Annotated in this window: 18 protein-coding genes and 2 pseudogenes; 18 read left to right on the forward strand and 2 right to left on the reverse strand. The window is 38.4% G+C overall.

Going from position 1 to position 16717, the window contains the following annotated elements:
• Positions 1 to 89 precede the first annotated feature (89 nt).
• The 3 genes from recX to ADM90_RS13735 are packed head-to-tail and all read left to right on the forward strand — an operon-like array spanning position 90 to position 1489.
• Entirely contained in the window at positions 90 to 893 is an 804-nt protein-coding gene (gene recX, locus ADM90_RS13725; RefSeq protein WP_053995528.1) for a recombination regulator RecX, read from the forward strand.
• A complete protein-coding gene (locus ADM90_RS13730) occupies positions 890 to 1219 on the forward strand; it encodes a YfhH family protein (protein ID WP_053995529.1) in 330 nt (109 codons plus the stop codon). The genes recX and ADM90_RS13730 overlap by 4 nt, the downstream gene beginning before the upstream one ends.
• On the forward strand, positions 1220 to 1489 hold the full coding sequence (locus ADM90_RS13735) for a YfhJ family protein (RefSeq protein WP_053995530.1): 270 nt from the start codon (positions 1220 to 1222) through the stop codon (positions 1487 to 1489).
• A 52-nt stretch (positions 1490 to 1541) separates the two neighbouring features.
• Here ADM90_RS13735 and ADM90_RS13740 read toward each other — a convergent pair whose 3' ends face one another.
• Complete coding sequence (locus ADM90_RS13740; RefSeq protein WP_053995531.1) at positions 1542 to 2528, reverse strand: metal-dependent hydrolase; 987 nt, start codon at positions 2526 to 2528, stop codon at positions 1542 to 1544.
• A gap of 198 nt (positions 2529 to 2726) precedes the next feature.
• Here ADM90_RS13740 and mutY point away from each other — a divergent pair, with 198 nt between their 5' ends.
• From mutY to ADM90_RS24630, 3 genes are all read left to right on the forward strand, one after another.
• A complete protein-coding gene (gene mutY, locus ADM90_RS13745) occupies positions 2727 to 3770 on the forward strand; it encodes an A/G-specific adenine glycosylase (protein WP_053995532.1) in 1044 nt (347 codons plus the stop codon).
• A gap of 59 nt (positions 3771 to 3829) precedes the next feature.
• Positions 3830 to 4009 (forward strand): gamma-type small acid-soluble spore protein, encoded by a 180-nt coding sequence (locus tag ADM90_RS13750; protein WP_053995533.1) that lies wholly within the window; start codon positions 3830 to 3832, stop codon positions 4007 to 4009.
• 289 nt (positions 4010 to 4298) lie between these two features.
• Complete coding sequence (locus tag ADM90_RS24630) at positions 4299 to 4463, forward strand: hypothetical protein (protein WP_162531772.1); 165 nt, start codon at positions 4299 to 4301, stop codon at positions 4461 to 4463.
• A gap of 33 nt (positions 4464 to 4496) precedes the next feature.
• Here the strand turns inward: ADM90_RS24630 and ADM90_RS13755 are convergent.
• Positions 4497 to 5638, reverse strand: a protein-coding gene (locus tag ADM90_RS13755) for an IS3 family transposase (protein WP_152927953.1) whose coding sequence is annotated in 2 segments (ribosomal slippage) — positions 4497 to 5365 and positions 5365 to 5638 — 1143 coding nt in all. Because the reading frame shifts where the segments join, the coding sequence is not laid out codon by codon here.
• A gap of 94 nt (positions 5639 to 5732) precedes the next feature.
• Here ADM90_RS13755 and ADM90_RS13765 point away from each other — a divergent pair.
• From ADM90_RS13765 to ADM90_RS13810, 12 genes and pseudogenes are all read left to right on the forward strand, one after another.
• Positions 5733 to 6125 (forward strand): annotated as a pseudogene (locus tag ADM90_RS13765) (DUF402 domain-containing protein); the annotation flags it as partial.
• Between the two features lie 185 nt (positions 6126 to 6310).
• Positions 6311 to 8035 carry an ABC transporter ATP-binding protein gene (locus ADM90_RS13770; protein WP_200908560.1) on the forward strand — a complete coding sequence of 575 codons (1725 nt, stop codon included), beginning with the start codon at positions 6311 to 6313 and terminating at the stop codon, positions 8033 to 8035.
• Between the two features lie 306 nt (positions 8036 to 8341).
• Entirely contained in the window at positions 8342 to 9355 is a 1014-nt protein-coding gene (locus ADM90_RS13775; RefSeq protein ID WP_053995535.1) for an ABC transporter ATP-binding protein, read from the forward strand.
• Positions 9330 to 10310, forward strand: coding sequence for an ABC transporter ATP-binding protein (locus ADM90_RS13780; protein WP_053995536.1), 981 nt, complete (start codon positions 9330 to 9332; stop codon positions 10308 to 10310). Before ADM90_RS13775 ends, ADM90_RS13780 begins: the two co-directional genes overlap by 26 nt.
• Before the next feature lie 31 nt (positions 10311 to 10341).
• Positions 10342 to 11958 (forward strand): ABC transporter substrate-binding protein, encoded by a 1617-nt coding sequence (locus ADM90_RS13785; protein WP_053995537.1) that lies wholly within the window; start codon positions 10342 to 10344, stop codon positions 11956 to 11958.
• A gap of 223 nt (positions 11959 to 12181) precedes the next feature.
• The gene (locus ADM90_RS13790) at positions 12182 to 13186 is read left to right on the forward strand and encodes an ABC transporter permease (RefSeq protein ID WP_053995538.1); all 1005 of its coding nucleotides are present in this window, start codon (positions 12182 to 12184) and stop codon (positions 13184 to 13186) included.
• Between the two features lie 12 nt (positions 13187 to 13198).
• Positions 13199 to 14095, forward strand: coding sequence for a nickel transporter permease (nikC, locus tag ADM90_RS13795; RefSeq protein ID WP_053995539.1), 897 nt, complete (start codon positions 13199 to 13201; stop codon positions 14093 to 14095).
• Between the two features lie 276 nt (positions 14096 to 14371).
• Positions 14372 to 14536: a hypothetical protein gene (locus ADM90_RS24520; protein WP_161804076.1), complete on the forward strand. Its 165-nt coding sequence runs from the start codon at positions 14372 to 14374 to the stop codon at positions 14534 to 14536.
• 240 nt (positions 14537 to 14776) lie between these two features.
• Entirely contained in the window at positions 14777 to 15394 is a 618-nt protein-coding gene (locus ADM90_RS13800) for a TerD family protein (protein ID WP_053995540.1), read from the forward strand.
• 27 nt (positions 15395 to 15421) lie between these two features.
• The gene (locus ADM90_RS13805; protein ID WP_053995541.1) at positions 15422 to 16003 is read left to right on the forward strand and encodes a TerD family protein; all 582 of its coding nucleotides are present in this window, start codon (positions 15422 to 15424) and stop codon (positions 16001 to 16003) included.
• 34 nt (positions 16004 to 16037) lie between these two features.
• Positions 16038 to 16214, forward strand: a 177-nt coding sequence (locus ADM90_RS25670; RefSeq protein WP_235473539.1) for a TerD family protein, incomplete at its 3' end; no start/stop codon positions are given.
• Position 16215: 1 nt separating this feature from the next.
• Positions 16216 to 16689: pseudogene (locus ADM90_RS13810) on the forward strand (TerD family protein); the annotation flags it as partial.
• Positions 16690 to 16717 lie beyond the last annotated feature (28 nt).

The raw sequence follows: 16717 nt of genomic DNA on the forward strand, positions 1-16717 counted from the left end.
ATGTAAACATCTATAGTGTGTTACTTGCGAAGCAGTGCGAACACCGTATTAAATAAAGAAATGCTATAATATACAATGAGGTGTTTACTATGCGTATGATTACAAAAATTGCACGTCAAAAAAACAATCCCGAGCGTTATAATATTTACTTAAATGAAGAGTATGCATTTCCAGTGGATGAGGCCATTCTTATTCAATTTGGCTTAACAAAGGGAAAGGTATTAGATGAGTTTGAAATTCAGGAAATTGCCTATGAGGATGAGATTCGCAAGGCCTTTAATAAAGGATTGAATTTCTTATCATATCAAATGCGTAGTGAGCATGAGGTGAAAAAAAAGCTTCTCGCATCAGAATTTGGTGAAGCGGTCGTGCTAGAGGCAATTCAAAAATTAAAATCTTATGGCTTTATTAATGATGAAAATTATTCGAAAGCCTTGCTTGATACAAAAAAGGCAACCATGAAAAAAGGGCCAAGGGCTATTCGACAAGACCTTATCAAAAAGGGCATCGATAAAGGCTTACAGGATGAAGTACTTGCTACATATAGCTCTGAGGAACAGGTAATATTGGCAATACAGCTTGCTGAAAAAATTGTACGTGCAGAAAAAAAGAAAACACCAGCACAAATAAAGGCAAAAATTCAAGACTTTCTGCTAAGAAAAGGCTATGCATTTTCTATTGTGGAAGAGGTGCTTAGTCAAGTAGATATCGAACAAGATGAGGATAATTGGCAGCAGTTACTCGATGTACAAGGCGAAAAGATTTGGAAAAAGTACGCATCGAAGTATACTGGTTATGAGCTAAAAATGAAAATAAAGCAAGTGCTCTATCAAAAGGGTTTTCCGATAGAGGTGATAGATCGTTTTATCGAAGAGAAGGAGAATGAGGAATGAACGAAAAAAATTATGCTGCTATGTCTGAGCATGAGCTACGTGAGGAAATTGCTAGACTAAAAGAAAAGGCACGGAAGGCAGAGCAATTAGGTATCATCAATGAATTTGCTGTGTATGAGCGTAAAGCTTTAATGGCAGCAGCCTATTTAGTGGATTTGGATACGATCGTTCCAGGAGAAATGTATCGGATCGATGGCTCGGACAATGAATTTTTCCAAGTCGATTATTTAAAGGGGCGCTTTGCTTGGGGACATCGCTTAGGTGGAGATAAGTACCAGGAGGCATTACCTGTATCTATGCTATCTCCTGTAAAGGCGGGCAGCTAAATGGAGAAAAAAATTGAACAATTAACAGCAGAGTTACTTGCTAAAAATCCACAGATGTCAGTGGGGCGTGCACGGGTATGGGTAGAGCTATTATGGAGTGACTTTGAAGCAACAGCCGCTAAAGCAGGGTATGATTATCGTGGAGCAGATTATACAGAAAATCTTGTGCGTCAATTAATTACAAGCTATGGTGATCAACTACATGCCTTTTCAGGACGCAATCCGAAATACGCCCATTTATTAGATGCTAGTGACGATATGTTACAATAACAAGTAAGGGCTGTTGAGAAAAACTTTACGATTCTCAACAGCCCTACGCTATTTAATTGCTGGCACCAATTTGTAATTTTTTTTGCAGTTTATCTTCTGTAAAAATCCAGCCTGTGTAAGATGTAACGATTTTATAATCATCGGTTAAATGGGCTACTGCCACGAAAGGATAGCGATTATCACTACGGTAGCGTAAGTCAATTAGCCTTACTTCTGTTAAGCCATTGTCGAGCTCTGAGATTTCCCATCGGTACATCGGCGAGAAGGATACAAAGGCAGCCAGATTTGGATCTTGCATTGCTGCATCAATAAGAGGCGTTTTTGGTAAAGGCTTAATTTCAAACTTATCGTAAATATTAACAGTTCGCCCATATGCTCGCCCAACATAATAATGTGTTTTAGACTTAGCTGCAATTCGCCAGTGGAAAAAGCGCATTGTTGGGGCGACAATGACGTATTCCTCGTCTTGAAGCGTATGATGCACAGCTTTTTTGACAGCCTTTTGAACAGCAAAGCGTAAAATATAGTACAACACTATAACAATATACATGATACTAAATGTCCAAACAGGATTTGTGCCAAATGCCCATAACACGATACCGAGACAATGAAATGAAAAAATGATCGGATCAAATGTGTTAATAACACCTAATGCTACCCATTTTTTGGAGAATGGTCGAATGGCCTGCGTACCATAGGCATTAAAGATATCGACAAAAACATGTAATGCAACAGCTAAAAATGTCCAAAGCCATAAATGCAAGACATTTATATCTTGCAAAATAAGTGATAAAACGGCTGTAATTAAAATAGGCCAAATGGCTACTGCAGGTAGGGAATGTGTAATGCCTCGATGATGTCGAATATAAATGGCGTTGTTACGCAATTTTAGCACCGTATCGACATCAGGAGCTTGTGAACCAATAATTGTACCTGCCATAACGGCTGTAAAAGTCATTGAATGGTTGGCCACAACAGGGTCGGCTAATGCAAGACCGCCAAGGGCTATACCCATAACGAAATGTGTACCTGAATCCAAAAATATCCACTCCTAGTATGCATTCAAATCAAGTACAATATGCATACATCTTTATTTCTATACGTAATACGTAAAAAGCAGTATTCATTTTATGCTTTGACATTCGATCATGTTTTATTAGCTAGAGTATGAATGTTCTTTTCTTAATTGTATACCCTTTTTCGTATAAATTAAATCGTAAAAACATTGGAGGTCACTGTGAATTACCCATATGTAACAGAATTTCGACAATCTTTAGTCGAATGGTTTAACGCTGAGAAACGCAACTTACCGTGGAGACACACCTCAGATCCTTATAAAATTTGGGTATCTGAAGTTATGCTACAGCAGACACGTGTCGACACGGTTATTCCTTATTACAATCGTTTTATGGAAAGTTTTCCAACAATCGAATTGCTTGCAGAGGCCCCTCAAGAGTATTTATTGAAGCACTGGGAAGGTCTTGGCTATTATTCACGTGCTCGTAATTTACAAGCAGGTGCTCGTGAAGTTATCGAAAACTATGGTGGTATCGTACCTGATAATCGCCATGAAATATCAAAATTAAAAGGTGTAGGTCCATATACTGCAGGAGCTATTTTAAGTATTGCCTATAATAAGCCTGAACATGCGGTGGATGGCAATGTTATGCGGGTGTTAAGCAGGGTGCTTCATATTTATGATGATATAGCCATACCGAAAACAAAGAAGATTTTTGAAGCGGCAGTAGAAGAGCTAATTGATCCTGCCCATGCTTCGGCTTTTAACCAAGGATTAATGGAACTTGGAGCACTTATTTGTACACCGACCTCTCCTAAATGCTTATTATGCCCAGTACGAGAATATTGTTTAGCGTTTAATGAAGGAGAGCCGGAAAATCTACCTGTTAAATCAAAGAAAGGGAAAATGAAGCATCTTACCTACAATGTTCTTGTCTGTGAAGATGATCAAGGACGATTTTTAATGCAACAGCGTCCGCAGGAAGGACTACTTGCAAATCTATGGCAGTTCCCAATGATTGATACTAGCCTAGAGTCAGTAGAGGCTTTTGCAAAGGACTATGCATTAGAAATTAAAGCACAGCAGGAGCTGCTTACATTTAAGCATGTTTTTTCGCATTTAACATGGCATTTGAATAGTTATTATATAAGATGCGATACAACTATAATGGGCGATTGGCTCACAAAAGAGCAAATAGAGCTGCTGCCCATGCCTGTTCCGATGCTAAAAGTATGGGAAGAAATGAAAAAACAAATTAAATAAAAATAATAAGCATAAAAGACATCACCTCTGTACACAATAATTAGCGTGGAGGTGAATGAATGATGAAAAAGCAAAACAACCAAAATTTCCAGCCGAATAAAAACATGCAACGTCAAAGTGAAGAGTTTGGTTATGAAACAGACGTAAATGAAGTGCAAAAGCAAAATGCAAAAGCAGAGCAAAAGAAAGCTTCAGCTTCAGGTCGTTTCTCTAAAACAAACCAAGACCTAGGTGAATAACACTTTGTAATTGCATAATCGCATTTACCTCTAAGGAGCTGTCTAAAATCCGAAAAGATGACAAAGACAGCTCCTTTCTATTTGCTGAAGGTTTGTACTATGTTAACAGTAAATACCAATTGAGCGAATATTATTATGAAATTCGCTGGTAATGTGAGAAAATTTATATAAATTGTTAATAGCGTAGTGAAATTTGTGGTTTTCTAACTACACCTTTCGCGTACACATTGCTATAATATACTAGAGACTGCTAGATTTAGGTAGCATAGACGAAAAGGTGGGCTTCAAAATGGCATTACCAGTAGAAGGAGAAACGATACAAATACATAGTTATAAACACAATGGCCGTATCCACCGTGTTTGGCAAGAAACAATGGTTTTAAAAGGCACAAAAAATATTATAATTGGTGCGAACGAGCGAACACTCGTAACAGAATCTGATGGTCGGCACTGAATACTATTTTTGAGACAGTATGAAAACACCTTATTATACAGCCAGTTGACGGTATTGAACCGGCGACTGGTTGTTTAATTTCGTTTTAATCCGAATATTGTTATAATAGTAAATGTATTCTTCGACAATATTTATGACACACGCATTTGTTGTGCGATAAATATCATCGAGGTAGAACGTTTCAGACTTTAGCGAGGAGTGAAACGTTTCAATTGGGGAATTATCAGCGGGCGTGCCTTTACGAGACATGCTCATGGTCATTCCTTTTTCTTTGACTGCCTTCTGATATGCATAAGATGTGTAAACAGAACCCTGGTCGCTATGCAGGATACAGCCTTCTGGTAGATCGGGTAATTGATTTAGCGTATCTAAGACAAAGTCGGTATCTTGTGTAAAACCAATTGTAAACGCAATAACCTCGCCATTAAATAGGTCTAAGATACTTGAAAGGTACATCATAGATTGTCCAAAAGGCAAGTAAGTAATATCTGTTACGAGCCTTTCTAGCGGTTTTAATGCCGTAAAATCACGTGCTAATAAGTTAGGAACAATGTGAGCTGGTTGTCCCGTACGTTTACGTTTCTTTACCTTTACACGACATTGCCAGCCGTATTTTTGCATCACACGTTGCACCGTTTTCTCACTAATGTCAGTAAGTAATTCTGTGATTTTTCGATAGCCGTATCTGAATTTGTGTAACTTGCACAAGTCGCCAATTTGTTGGTCTCGAAGATCCTTTTGAGTGAATTTATTTTCATTGACCTTCCAGCGATAATACGACGAACGAGCTACACCTAAATGACGGCAGATTTCACCAATCGGCATCCTTTCTTTTAACTCCTCTACTAGCTCTACTACAACTTTTGGGACCACTTCCTCTCCAACTCTGCGTACTTTTTTAACACTTCAATTTGTTGCTTTAAATAACGATTCTCTGCTTGTAACTTAGCGGTTTCACTTTCATATTCAGGCCCTTTGCCAAATGTATATTGTTTTCCTACTGGCTGTTCAAGACGATGTAATTCGCCGTTCTTGTACCATTTCATCCATGTTTTTAACTGAGAATGGTTACGAATATTTAGCTCCTCTAGTACTTGTTTTACAGGAATGCCTGCTAATCTCATTTCAATTGCTTTCATTTTCACTTCCACTGGGTAACTCACTCTTGTCCCCATAGAAAAACACCTCCACATTGATTTGATAAGGTACAATACCCGTTTTTCAACGAAAGGTGTTTTTATTTGTCTCATTTTTTTAGGTCAGTGCCGTCGTACGTGGCTAACAAGAGAGCCTTCTATTTGTTATTTCCATGCAGAACATTGGTTTAATATCATCTGTATGCTGCGTGAGGACGGTGTGTATTATTATTGTAATCTAAGCTCACCATTTGTATTTGATAATAATGCCATTAAATATATCGACTATGATTTAGACATTAAAGTTTTTCCTGATATGTCCTATTCGCTGTTAGATGAGGATGAGTATGAACTTCATCGCAAGGAAATGTCCTATCCTGATGTGATTGATAAAATTTTAAAGCGCAATGTCGATAAGTTAATCAGCTGGATTCAACAAAAAAGAGGACCCTTTGCACCCGACTTTATTGATGTCTGGACAAATCGCTACAAGTTCCAGCTCGATATGCAGTCAGATGATTGTTAAAAACGCCTATTAGTTCAACTAATAGGTGTTTTTATTTTAAAGATGCTAGGAAATAGTGCGCGCTAAAGTCATCATAACTGTAATTTAACCGAAATATTGCTATAATTCGTTATTAGGGTATTCATCATTGAATGCCCGTTTCTTTTTTAAGGAAGTGATAAATATTGGGAAGCATTAAAAGGTATATGGGCTTTGTTAAGCCATATACATGGGAAATTGTTTTAACGATTATTATTGGGATCGTAAAATTTGCGATTCCGCTCTTTATTCCGCTGCTGATTAAAATCGTATTAGACGATATTATTGCAGCGAATAGTTTAACAGATGCTGAAAAAACAAAGGAGCTATTTTATTGGCTAGGTGGCACAATTATTGTGTTCTTTATTGTTCGTCCACCAGTTGAGTATTATCGCCAATATTTTGCACAGCATGTCAGTAATAAAGTACTGTTTGATATTCGTAAGGAAATTTATGCACATTTACAGCGTCTTAGCCTACGGTATTATGCTAATACGCGTGCGGGTGATGTGATTTCAAGGGTAATTAATGATGTGGAGCAAACAAAAAACTTTGTGATGACAGGGTTAATGAATGTTTGGCTTGACCTAGCAACAATTGTGATTGCCGTTGCGATTATGTTCACTATGGATGTGAAACTTACATTAGTAGCTTTAATAGCGTTTCCATTTTATGCATTAAGCGTGAAATACTTTTTTGGTAAATTAAGGTCTTTAACACGTCAACGCTCACAGGCCCTTGCTGGAGTACAAAGCTATTTGCATGAACGAGTAGCAGGCATGAGCATTATTAAAAGCTTTACATTGGAAAAGCGTGAGCAAAAATTATTTGATGAAGCAAATGGTGAATTTTTGGAGAAGGCACTGGATCAAACAAAATGGAATGCTAAATCCTTTGCAGTTGTCAATACCATTACAGATGTTGCACCTCTGTTAGTGATTGCCTATGCGGGTTATCAGGTGATTAATGGACCGCTTTCAGTTGGTACGATGGTTGCTTTTATTGCTTATATTGAACGTTTATATGGTCCACTTCGCCGCCTTGTTAGCTCCTCCACTACATTGACGCAATCGATTGCCTCAATGGATCGAATGTTTGACTTAATAGATGAGCCCTATGAAGTAAAAAATAAAGAGCATGCACAGGAGTTGCCTCGCGTTAATGGAGAGGTTCGCTTTCAAAATGTTTCCTTCCAGTATGAAGCAGATGGCTTGGCTATTTTAAAAAATATGGATTTCACAATTAACCCTGGGGAAACGGTTGCCTTTGTTGGAATGAGCGGTGGCGGTAAGTCCACGATTATTAGTCTAATTCCTCGCTTTTACGATACAACAGGTGGGACAGTAGCGATTGATGGCTATGATGTATGCGATGTAACATTGCATTCACTGCGTGCACAAATTGGTATTGTGCTACAGGATAACATTCTTTTTAGCGATTCAGTAAAAGAAAATATTTTAATGGGCAAACCAGATGCAACAGATGAGGAGATCATAGCGGCTGCCAAAGCGGCAAATGCTCATGACTTTATTATGAGTCTGCCAAATGGCTATGACACGAAAGTAGGAGAACGTGGTGTTAAGCTGTCAGGAGGTCAGAAGCAGCGCGTTGCTATTGCTCGCGTATTTTTGAAAAATCCACCAATTTTAATTCTCGATGAGGCTACTTCCGCTTTAGACTTAGAAAGTGAAGCATTGATTCAGGAATCATTGGATATTCTTGCCCATGAACGTACAACAATTATTATTGCACACCGTCTATCAACGATTACACATGCTGATAAAATTTTTGTCATTGACCATGGACAATTGATCGAGAACGGTACACATGAACAATTAATGGGCAAGCAAGGAACCTATTATAATTTATTTCAGGTGCAGCATTTAGATTGAAAAATACCATAAAACTAAAAAAAATATCAAAAATATAAATTGTGTGAAAAAATGTCCTTCATTTATCTGTAAATAGAAGGACATTTTTTTTTGATATTTAAGAAAAAATATAGCTTTATAAGATGTAATTAATATCAAAGTCGAAAAATGGAGAAAATCTATGATAATTGCAGAATATTAGTGATTGAAAGAGTGAGATATTTTTGCTAGAATTATTTGAAAATAAGGAATTGAACGAAAGTTATGTTATTCTTTTAATAAAATTAGATAATTTAAGCAAAATATACGTAGGGTGGGAAATTGCACATGAGGAAAAAGCTACTAGAAATAAAAGGTTTAGAAACAACCTTTTTCACAGATAATGGCCAAATTCCTGCTGTAGATAATATCGAATTTTCTGTTCATGAAGGGGAAATATTAGGGATAGTAGGGGAATCAGGAAGTGGGAAAAGTGTTACATCATTATCCATTATGGGACTTATTCCATCGCCACCAGGGAAAATAACGGGTGGGGAAATTTTACTAGATGGAAAGAATTTAGCGAAATATACGGATAAACAAATGCAAAAAGTACGTGGAAAAGATATCGCAATGATTTTCCAAGAACCTATGACTTCTCTAAACCCACTGTTTACAATTGGGGATCAGTTGAAAGAAGCTATTTCAATTCACAATCCAAAGTGGTCAAAAAAGGAAGCGCTTGCAAGAGCGGTAGAAATTATGAAGCTAGTAGGGCTACCGCGTGCTGAGGAATTATTAAAAGATTACCCACACCAGTTATCAGGTGGGATGCGCCAACGGGTAATGATTGCGATGGCACTTGTTTGTGATCCTCAAGTGTTAATTGCTGACGAGCCTACAACTGCACTGGATGTCACAATTCAAGCTCAAATTTTACAGCTTATGAAGGACTTGAACAAACGTTTAAATACAGCTGTCCTGCTAATTACACATGACCTAGGTGTTGTAGCGGAAACATGTGAGCGGGTGATTGTGATGTATGCTGGACAAATTGTAGAAGAGGCTCCTGTACAAGAGATTTTTTCTAATCCAAAGCATCCGTATACACAGGGGCTTATCCAATCAGTACCTGATATGCGACATAAAAAAGACAGTTTATATTCAATTCCTGGCACTGTCCCAAAGCCAGGGAGCATTAAAGTCGGTTGTCGTTTTGCGGCACGCTGTGAATATGCAATGGAACGCTGTTTACAGGAAACACCTCCTTTATTTGAGGCAACAGAGCAACATAGATCAAGATGTTTTTTACTAGAGGAGCAGGGGGTAGAGCAACGTGTCGAAAGTGTTATTAAAAGTTGAAGGCTTAAAAAAATATTTTCCGATTCGGAAAGGTGTTCTGAATAAGCAGGTTGGCTATGTAAAGGCAGTAGATGATGTTTCCTTTGAAGTATTTGAAGGAGAAACATTAGGAATTGTTGGTGAGTCAGGGTGTGGTAAATCAACAACAGGTCGTTTATTAATGCGCTTACTAGAGCCAACTGAAGGTAAAGTAGAATTTGCAGGGCAACAAATTTCAGAATTATCTAAAGATGAGATGAGGAAGGCACGTAGAGATATTCAAATGATTTTCCAAGACCCTTACGCTTCTCTAAATCCAAGACATAGCATTGGCAAAATACTAGAGGAGCCTCTTATTGTGCATGGAATGGGGAGTGCAAAAGAGCGTAAGCAAAAGGTATTGGAGCTACTGGAGATTGTTGGCTTAAATGAATATCATATTAATCGTTATCCGCATCAGTTTAGTGGTGGTCAAAGACAGCGTATTGGAATTGCCCGGGCTTTGATGACTAATCCACGTTTAATTATTGCGGACGAGCCAGTATCTGCGCTAGATGTATCTATCCAATCACAAGTATTGAATTTATTGCAAGAGCTCCAAAAAGATTTAAAGCTAACCTATATTTTTATTTCCCATGATTTAGGTGTAGTACGCCATATTAGTAATCGTGTGGGCGTTATGTATTTAGGTAAATTAGTAGAGTTGACAGCGAGTGAGGACTTGTATGCTGAGCCGCTCCATCCATATACACAGGCACTCTTAGCATCCGTTCCTGTTCCAGATCCTACGTTTGAGCGAGAGCAAATTATTATTTCTGGAGACATTCCGAGTGCATCAAATCCGCCAAGTGGATGTGCATTTCATCCGCGTTGCCCTTTTAAAAAGGAACAATGCTCACAGGTCGTACCAAAAATGCAAGAAGTGAAACCAGGTCATTATGTTGCTTGCCATCTTTATGAGGCAACCCAACATTAAATGATATAAAAACATCATAGGGGGAAATTCAATGAAGAAAAAGAAGTTTTTAACTTTAGGTGTTATGCTACTCCTTATTCTTTCTACAATCTTAGCTGCTTGTGGTGGCTCAGATGATAAGGATTCAGGCAGTAAAGATAACGCATCTGGCGGCAATTCGGCTGGCAGTGGTGGAGAAAAGACATTAGTTTATGGGCGTGGAGGAGACTCTGTAGCATTAGACCCTGCGGTTGTAACAGATGGCGAATCTTTCTCGATTACAGGTAATATCTATGAAACATTAGTAAGCTTTGGACAAAAAGATATGACAATTAATCCTGGTTTAGCAGAATCATGGGAGCCATCAGAAGATGGACTAACTTATACATTCAAATTAAAAGAAGGTGTAAAATTCCATGATGGCACAGATTTCAATGCTGAAGCCGTGGTAAAAAATGTTGAACGCTGGAAAGCAAGCACTGATAAATTCCCATACTATAGCTCTCAATTTACTGTTAGCGGTGAGCATGTAATTGAATCGGTAACGGCTGACGGAGATTACACAGTTGTCTTCAAGCTAAGTCAACCACAAGCACCATTCTTAAAAAATATTGCAATGTCTCCATTTGCGATTGCTTCTCCAACAGCATTTGAAGCAGATGAAGAAGGTTTATCAACACAACCTGTAGGAACAGGTCCATTTAAGTTTGTGAGCTGGGTTCGTAATGATGCCATCACAATTGAGAAAAACCCAGATTACCATATTGATGGTTTACCAAAATTAGATAAAGTTATTTACCGTTCAATTCCAGAAAACTCTGCACGTTTAAATGAATTATTAGCAGGTAATATTGATGTTGCGGATGGTATCAATCCATCTGATAAAGCTACAATTGAAGGAGACGCAAACTTACAATTAATCGAACGTCCATCTATGAACGTTGGTTACCTTGGTTTAACAGTAACACGCCCTCCATTCGATAATGTAAAGGTTCGTCAAGCAGTAAACTATGCGATTGATAAACAAACAATTGTAGATGCATTTTATGAAGGGTTAGCAGAGCCTGCGAAAAACCCAATGCCACCAGTAATTGCTGGTTATAATGAAGACACTGTAGGCTATGAGTATGATCCAGAAAAAGCAAAAGCATTACTTGCTGAGGCAGGCTATGATGGTAAGGAAATCGAGCTATGGGCAATGCCTGTACCACGTCCATATATGCCAGATGGACAAAAAATTGCAGAAGCAATTCAAAAGAACTTAGAAGATGTTGGTATTAAGTCTAAGATTGTGTCATTTGAATGGGCTACTTATTTAGAAAAAGCACAAAATGGTGAGGCTGATGCATTCTTACTTGGCTGGACAGGTGATAATGGAGATGCGGATAACTTCCTATACACATTATTAGATGCAGATAATATTGGCTCAAACAACTATACATTCTATGATAATCCAGAGTTACACAAAATTTTAGTAGCTGCTCAAACTGAGATTGACGAGGACAAGCGTAATGAGCTGTATAAACAAGCACAAGAGATTATTTCTGAGGATGCACCATGGGTTCCAATCGCTCACTCTACACCGATCTTAGGTGCTAGCACGAAAGTAGTTAACTACAGTGCACATCCTAAAGGCTCAGATCGTTTAGTAGAAGTGGATTTACAATAGTTTTAAATTTCTAATTTACTAGAGAGAAATGGAAAGAATCTGCTTGCTTTTCTGCGGGTAAGCCGTAGAAAGCTTGCAGATTCTTTTCGAGTAAAGAAAATACAATTTTTCTGTATGAAAGAACGATCATCTAACCATAAAAACCGTTTGGTGAAGGCTCAACCTTTCAACAGTATGTAAAGACTTCAAAGTATATTATGAAAATAATAGAGAGGTGACAACTATGCTTCACTATATGGGAAGACGTTTACTACAATTAATCCCAGTTTTGCTTGGAATGACTTTTATCGTCTTTATGTTGATACGTGCTATTCCTGGAAATCCAGCGCAAGTAATTTTAGGACAACAGGCGACAAAAGAGGCGGTCGAGGCATTAAACGCAAGTTTAGGATTAGATAAGCCTTGGTATACACAATATTTTAGTTATTTAGCAGGTGTTTTTCAGGGAGATTTAGGCGTATCCCTACGAACAAGATTGCCTGTAGCAGAGGAAATTTTTCCTTATTTAGCTGCTACGGCTGAACTTGCCTTATTTGCGATGATTATTGCCATTATTGTTGGTGTGAATGCGGGTATTATTTCTGCATGGTTCCAAAATTCTTGGTTTGACTATACAGCGATGATTATTGCCTTAATTGGTGTATCAGTACCTGTATTCTGGCTAGGTTTAATGGAGCAGTGGGTATTTGGTAATCAGCTTGGCTGGCTTCCAACCTCTGGACGAGAGGATGTTCGAAATCCGATTAATTCGATCACCCATTTTTATTTATTGGATACCCTTATTCAGGGACGCTTCGATCAATTTTTTGAAGTATTAAAAAGACTTGTCTTGCCAGGAATAGCGCTTGCTACGATTCCAATGGCGATTATCGCAAGGATTACGAGGTCGTCTATGCTAGAAGTGATGCGCTCTGATTATGTTCGCACAGCGCGCGCAAAGGGACAAAAAATGTTTGTGGTTGTGTATAAACACGCGCTGAAAAATGCAATCATCCCAGTGTTAACAATTATTGGCTTACAAACAGGGCTGCTGCTAGGCGGAGCCATTTTAACAGAGACAATTTTTAGTTGGCCAGGAATTGGTCGTTATATTTATGACGCGATTGGCTTCAGGGATTATCCTGTTATTCAGTCAGGTATTCTTGTCGTTGCATTTATTTTCATCATGATTAACTTAATCGTGGACTTGCTCTATACAGTGATTGATCCGCGTATTAAATACAAATAGAAGGGAGTTGCAATGATGACTGGAGCGATGAATGTAAAAAAAGAGACTGCACCAAGTCGTGAACGTGCGGCAGGCCCATGGCTAGAAGGCTGGCGTAGCTTCAAAAAGAGCAAAATCTCTCTATTAGGTGCAGGGATTGTTATATTTTTTATCCTACTTGCTATATTTGGCCCGCTAATTGCACCCCAAGGTATCAATGAGCAAGATTTAGCCAAACGCTTATTGGCACCCTCTAAGGAGCATTGGTTTGGTACGGATGATTTTGGACGAGATATTTTCTCCAGAGTTATCCATGGTGCGCGAATATCGCTGTGGGTAGGGTTTTTTGCGGTTATTTTATCTGTTGTTATAGGTAGTTTGCTTGGAATTATTGCAGGTTATTATGGAAGATGGATTGATACCATTATTTCACGTATCTTTGATATTATGCTGGCCTTTCCTAGTATTTTATTAGCCATTGCAGTAGTGGCAGTACTAGGACCATCATTGCAAAATGCCTTAATTGCGATAGCGATTATTAACGTACCGAACTTCGGGCGGCTAATTCGCTCTAAAGTGTTAAGCGTGAAAGAAGAAGAATACATTGTAGCAGCTAAAGCTATTGGTATGCGTGATTCAAGGATTTTATTTTCACATATTTTACCGAATTCTATCACACCGATTATTGTACAGGGGACACTTGCTATTGCAACAGCGATTATTGAAGCAGCAGCACTTGGCTTTCTAGGATTAGGCGCTCAAGCACCAGCACCTGAGTGGGGAAAAATGCTGGCGGATGCTCGACAATTTTTATTAAATGCGCCGTGGACAATGATTTTTCCAGGTCTGGCGATTATGCTGACAGTTCTAGGCTTTAACCTAATGGGTGATGGGCTACGTGACGCACTGGATCCAAAAATGAAAAGTTAGTACACCAACAATAGCCTTCTACCAGTTAGAAGGTTTTTTCACGACTTGAGAAGCAACAGTTTTTATGGCGGAAGCGTTCTTAAAAAATAGTAAAGACCTTTTCGGAGCCATTTATTGAATTTTATGTCATGTTATTTTAGACTTAATATAATGTTGATAAAACCATTAACTTTTTAGCAGCTCGAAAATTAAAAAGATTCGACATTACAGATTTTTTTAACGAGAAAGGGTGTAGCTCACCTTTAGGTATGAGCTGAAAAAGAGGGCGGAAACGGTATGGGTTTTTCCATAGCAAGTTTTCAATCTATGCTATCCTCAGCTCATAAACAAGAAAAGTTTCTAAAACAGTCTCGTTCATTGGAAATAAGCTATCGGAGGATGGTTGCACAAACGAATCGCTTTGTGCGTAAAACGATAGGTGTCGTCAAGCAGGGGACGTAAAAACACCTCAAACGAAAACTATATGCTATGGTCATAGTAGCATAGCCCTATCTATTAGATGCACTGGATAGGGAGGGGGAATGGCACACCCCTATCTTGAAGGTTGTTCAAAACAGAAATGGACTGCGAACGCTTAATCATTCAAGAATCCTATTGCTTTAGCTGTGGGAGTGTCAATAGTAGATTATTGCTGTACATATAATCTTTCAGTTAATCACAGATCATTTAGGAGGGTTTAAATTGGGGATTAATTTACAAAAAGGACAGCGTGTCGATTTAACAAAAGGGAATGCGGGATTAAATAGAATTAAGGTTGGACTAGGCTGGGACCCTGTAGGCCAAGAAAAAAGCGGTGGCTTCTTGGGTGGTTTATTTTCTAATAGAAATAGTGGTAGCGGCAAAAATATTGATTGTGATGCCTCTGTATTAATGCTACAGAATGATAAAGTTTTAGCTGGCGATGATGTGATCTATTTTGGAAAATTAACAAGTAACTGTGGCGCTGTTCAACATTCAGGAGATAATTTAACAGGAGATGGCGATGGTGATGATGAAGTAATTACAATTGAGCTATCGTCTGTGCCAGCGCAATATAACAAGCTTGCGTTTGTTGTAAATATTTATGATGCAGCGGGTCGTAATCAACATTTCGGTATGATTCAAAATGCATATATTCGTGTGTTTGATGACAGAACTGGCAATGAGCTAATTCGCTATAATTTAACGGATAATTATTCGAACTTAACGACGTTAATCTGTGGTGAGCTTTACCGTCACAATAATGAATGGAAATTTGCGGCGGTAGGTACAGGCACAAACGATGTAAAGCTTGGCGACGTTGTTCGAAGATATCAATAAATAAAATTACTAGGAGGAATAAAGATAATGGCTATTTCATTACAAAAAGGTCAAAAGGTAGATTTAACAAAAACAAATCCAGGATTAACAAATGTGATTGTCGGTTTAGGTTGGGACACAAATAAATATGATGGCGGACATGATTTCGATTTAGACTCTTCTGTATTTTTACTTGCAGATACAGGCAAAGTAGCAGATCAAAATGACTTTATTTTCTATAATAATACAGTAGGCGGCAACGGTTCAGTAGAACATTCAGGTGACAACTTAACAGGTGTAGGTGAAGGCGATGATGAAGTTGTAAAAGTCGCATTACCAGAAGTACCTGCACATGTTCAACGACTAGCGTTCACTGTAACGATTCATGATGCTGAGACACGCAGTCAAAACTTTGGTATGGTTTCAAACGCGTATATTCGTATTGTGAATGCTACTACCAACGAAGAACTAATTCGTTATGACCTAGGTGAGGACTTTAGTATTGAAACAGCGATTGTTGTAGGTGAGCTATACCGTCATAGTGGGGAATGGAAATTTAATGCAATTGGTGCTGGCTACCAAGGTGGTCTAGCAGCTCTTTGTAATGATTATGGCTTAAATGTAAACTAAAATTTCATCTTTGAACAAGAAAGGGAGATTTTGAATGGCTATTCAATTAAGTAAAGGGCAACGTATTGATCTAACAAAGCAGGACCCAGGCTTAAATAATGTTGGTATTGGCTTAGGCTGGGATGTCAAGCAATTTGATGGTGGACAAGACTTTGACCTTGATGCCTCTGTATTCTTACTAGATGCAACAGGGAAATGTCGTAACGAGCAANGATGGTGGACAAGACTTTGACCTTGATGCCTCTGTATTCTTACTAGATGCAACAGGGAAATGTCGTAACGAGCAAGACTTTATTTTCTACAATAATTTATCAAGTGTTGACCAATCTGTTGTACACACAGGTGATAACCGTACAGGAGAAGGGGATGGAGACGATGAAAAAATTCTTGTTAACTTAAAGCAAGTGTCTCCTCAAATTGAAAAAATTGTTGTAACGGTTACGATCTATGATGCAGAGGGACGTCATCAAAACTTTGGACAAGTGCTAAATGCTTATGTTCGTTTGACAAATGAAGAGTCAGGGACAGAGGTATTGCGCTATGATTTAGGCGAGGATTTTAGTATTGAAACAGCTGTTGTATTTTGTGAGCTGTATCGTCATAATGGCGAGTGGAAATTTGCCGCAGTAGGCTCAGGCTATCAAGGTGGCTTAGCAGCGTTAGTTAGTGCATATGGCCTGCAATAACTATTACATGACATAGTTTTTATGATTT

The sequence above is a fragment of the Lysinibacillus macroides genome (genome assembly GCF_001281525.1).
Taxonomy (GTDB): domain Bacteria; phylum Bacillota; class Bacilli; order Bacillales_A; family Planococcaceae; genus Lysinibacillus; species Lysinibacillus macroides.

Coding starts and splice junctions, on each gene's coding strand:
- recX (WP_053995528.1), top strand. CDS start 90: ATGCGTATGATTACAAAAATTGCACGTCAAAAAAACAATCCCGAGCGT.
- ADM90_RS13730 (WP_053995529.1), top strand. CDS start 890: ATGAACGAAAAAAATTATGCTGCTATGTCTGAGCATGAGCTACGTGAG.
- ADM90_RS13735 (WP_053995530.1), top strand. CDS start 1,220: ATGGAGAAAAAAATTGAACAATTAACAGCAGAGTTACTTGCTAAAAAT.
- ADM90_RS13750 (WP_053995533.1), top strand. CDS start 3,830: ATGATGAAAAAGCAAAACAACCAAAATTTCCAGCCGAATAAAAACATG.
- ADM90_RS24630 (WP_162531772.1), top strand. CDS start 4,299: ATGGCATTACCAGTAGAAGGAGAAACGATACAAATACATAGTTATAAA.
- ADM90_RS13770 (WP_200908560.1), top strand. CDS start 6,311: ATGGGCTTTGTTAAGCCATATACATGGGAAATTGTTTTAACGATTATT.
- ADM90_RS13775 (WP_053995535.1), top strand. CDS start 8,342: ATGAGGAAAAAGCTACTAGAAATAAAAGGTTTAGAAACAACCTTTTTC.
- ADM90_RS13785 (WP_053995537.1), top strand. CDS start 10,342: ATGAAGAAAAAGAAGTTTTTAACTTTAGGTGTTATGCTACTCCTTATT.
- ADM90_RS13790 (WP_053995538.1), top strand. CDS start 12,182: ATGCTTCACTATATGGGAAGACGTTTACTACAATTAATCCCAGTTTTG.
- nikC (WP_053995539.1), top strand. CDS start 13,199: ATGATGACTGGAGCGATGAATGTAAAAAAAGAGACTGCACCAAGTCGT.
- ADM90_RS24520 (WP_161804076.1), top strand. CDS start 14,372: ATGGGTTTTTCCATAGCAAGTTTTCAATCTATGCTATCCTCAGCTCAT.
- ADM90_RS13805 (WP_053995541.1), top strand. CDS start 15,422: ATGGCTATTTCATTACAAAAAGGTCAAAAGGTAGATTTAACAAAAACA.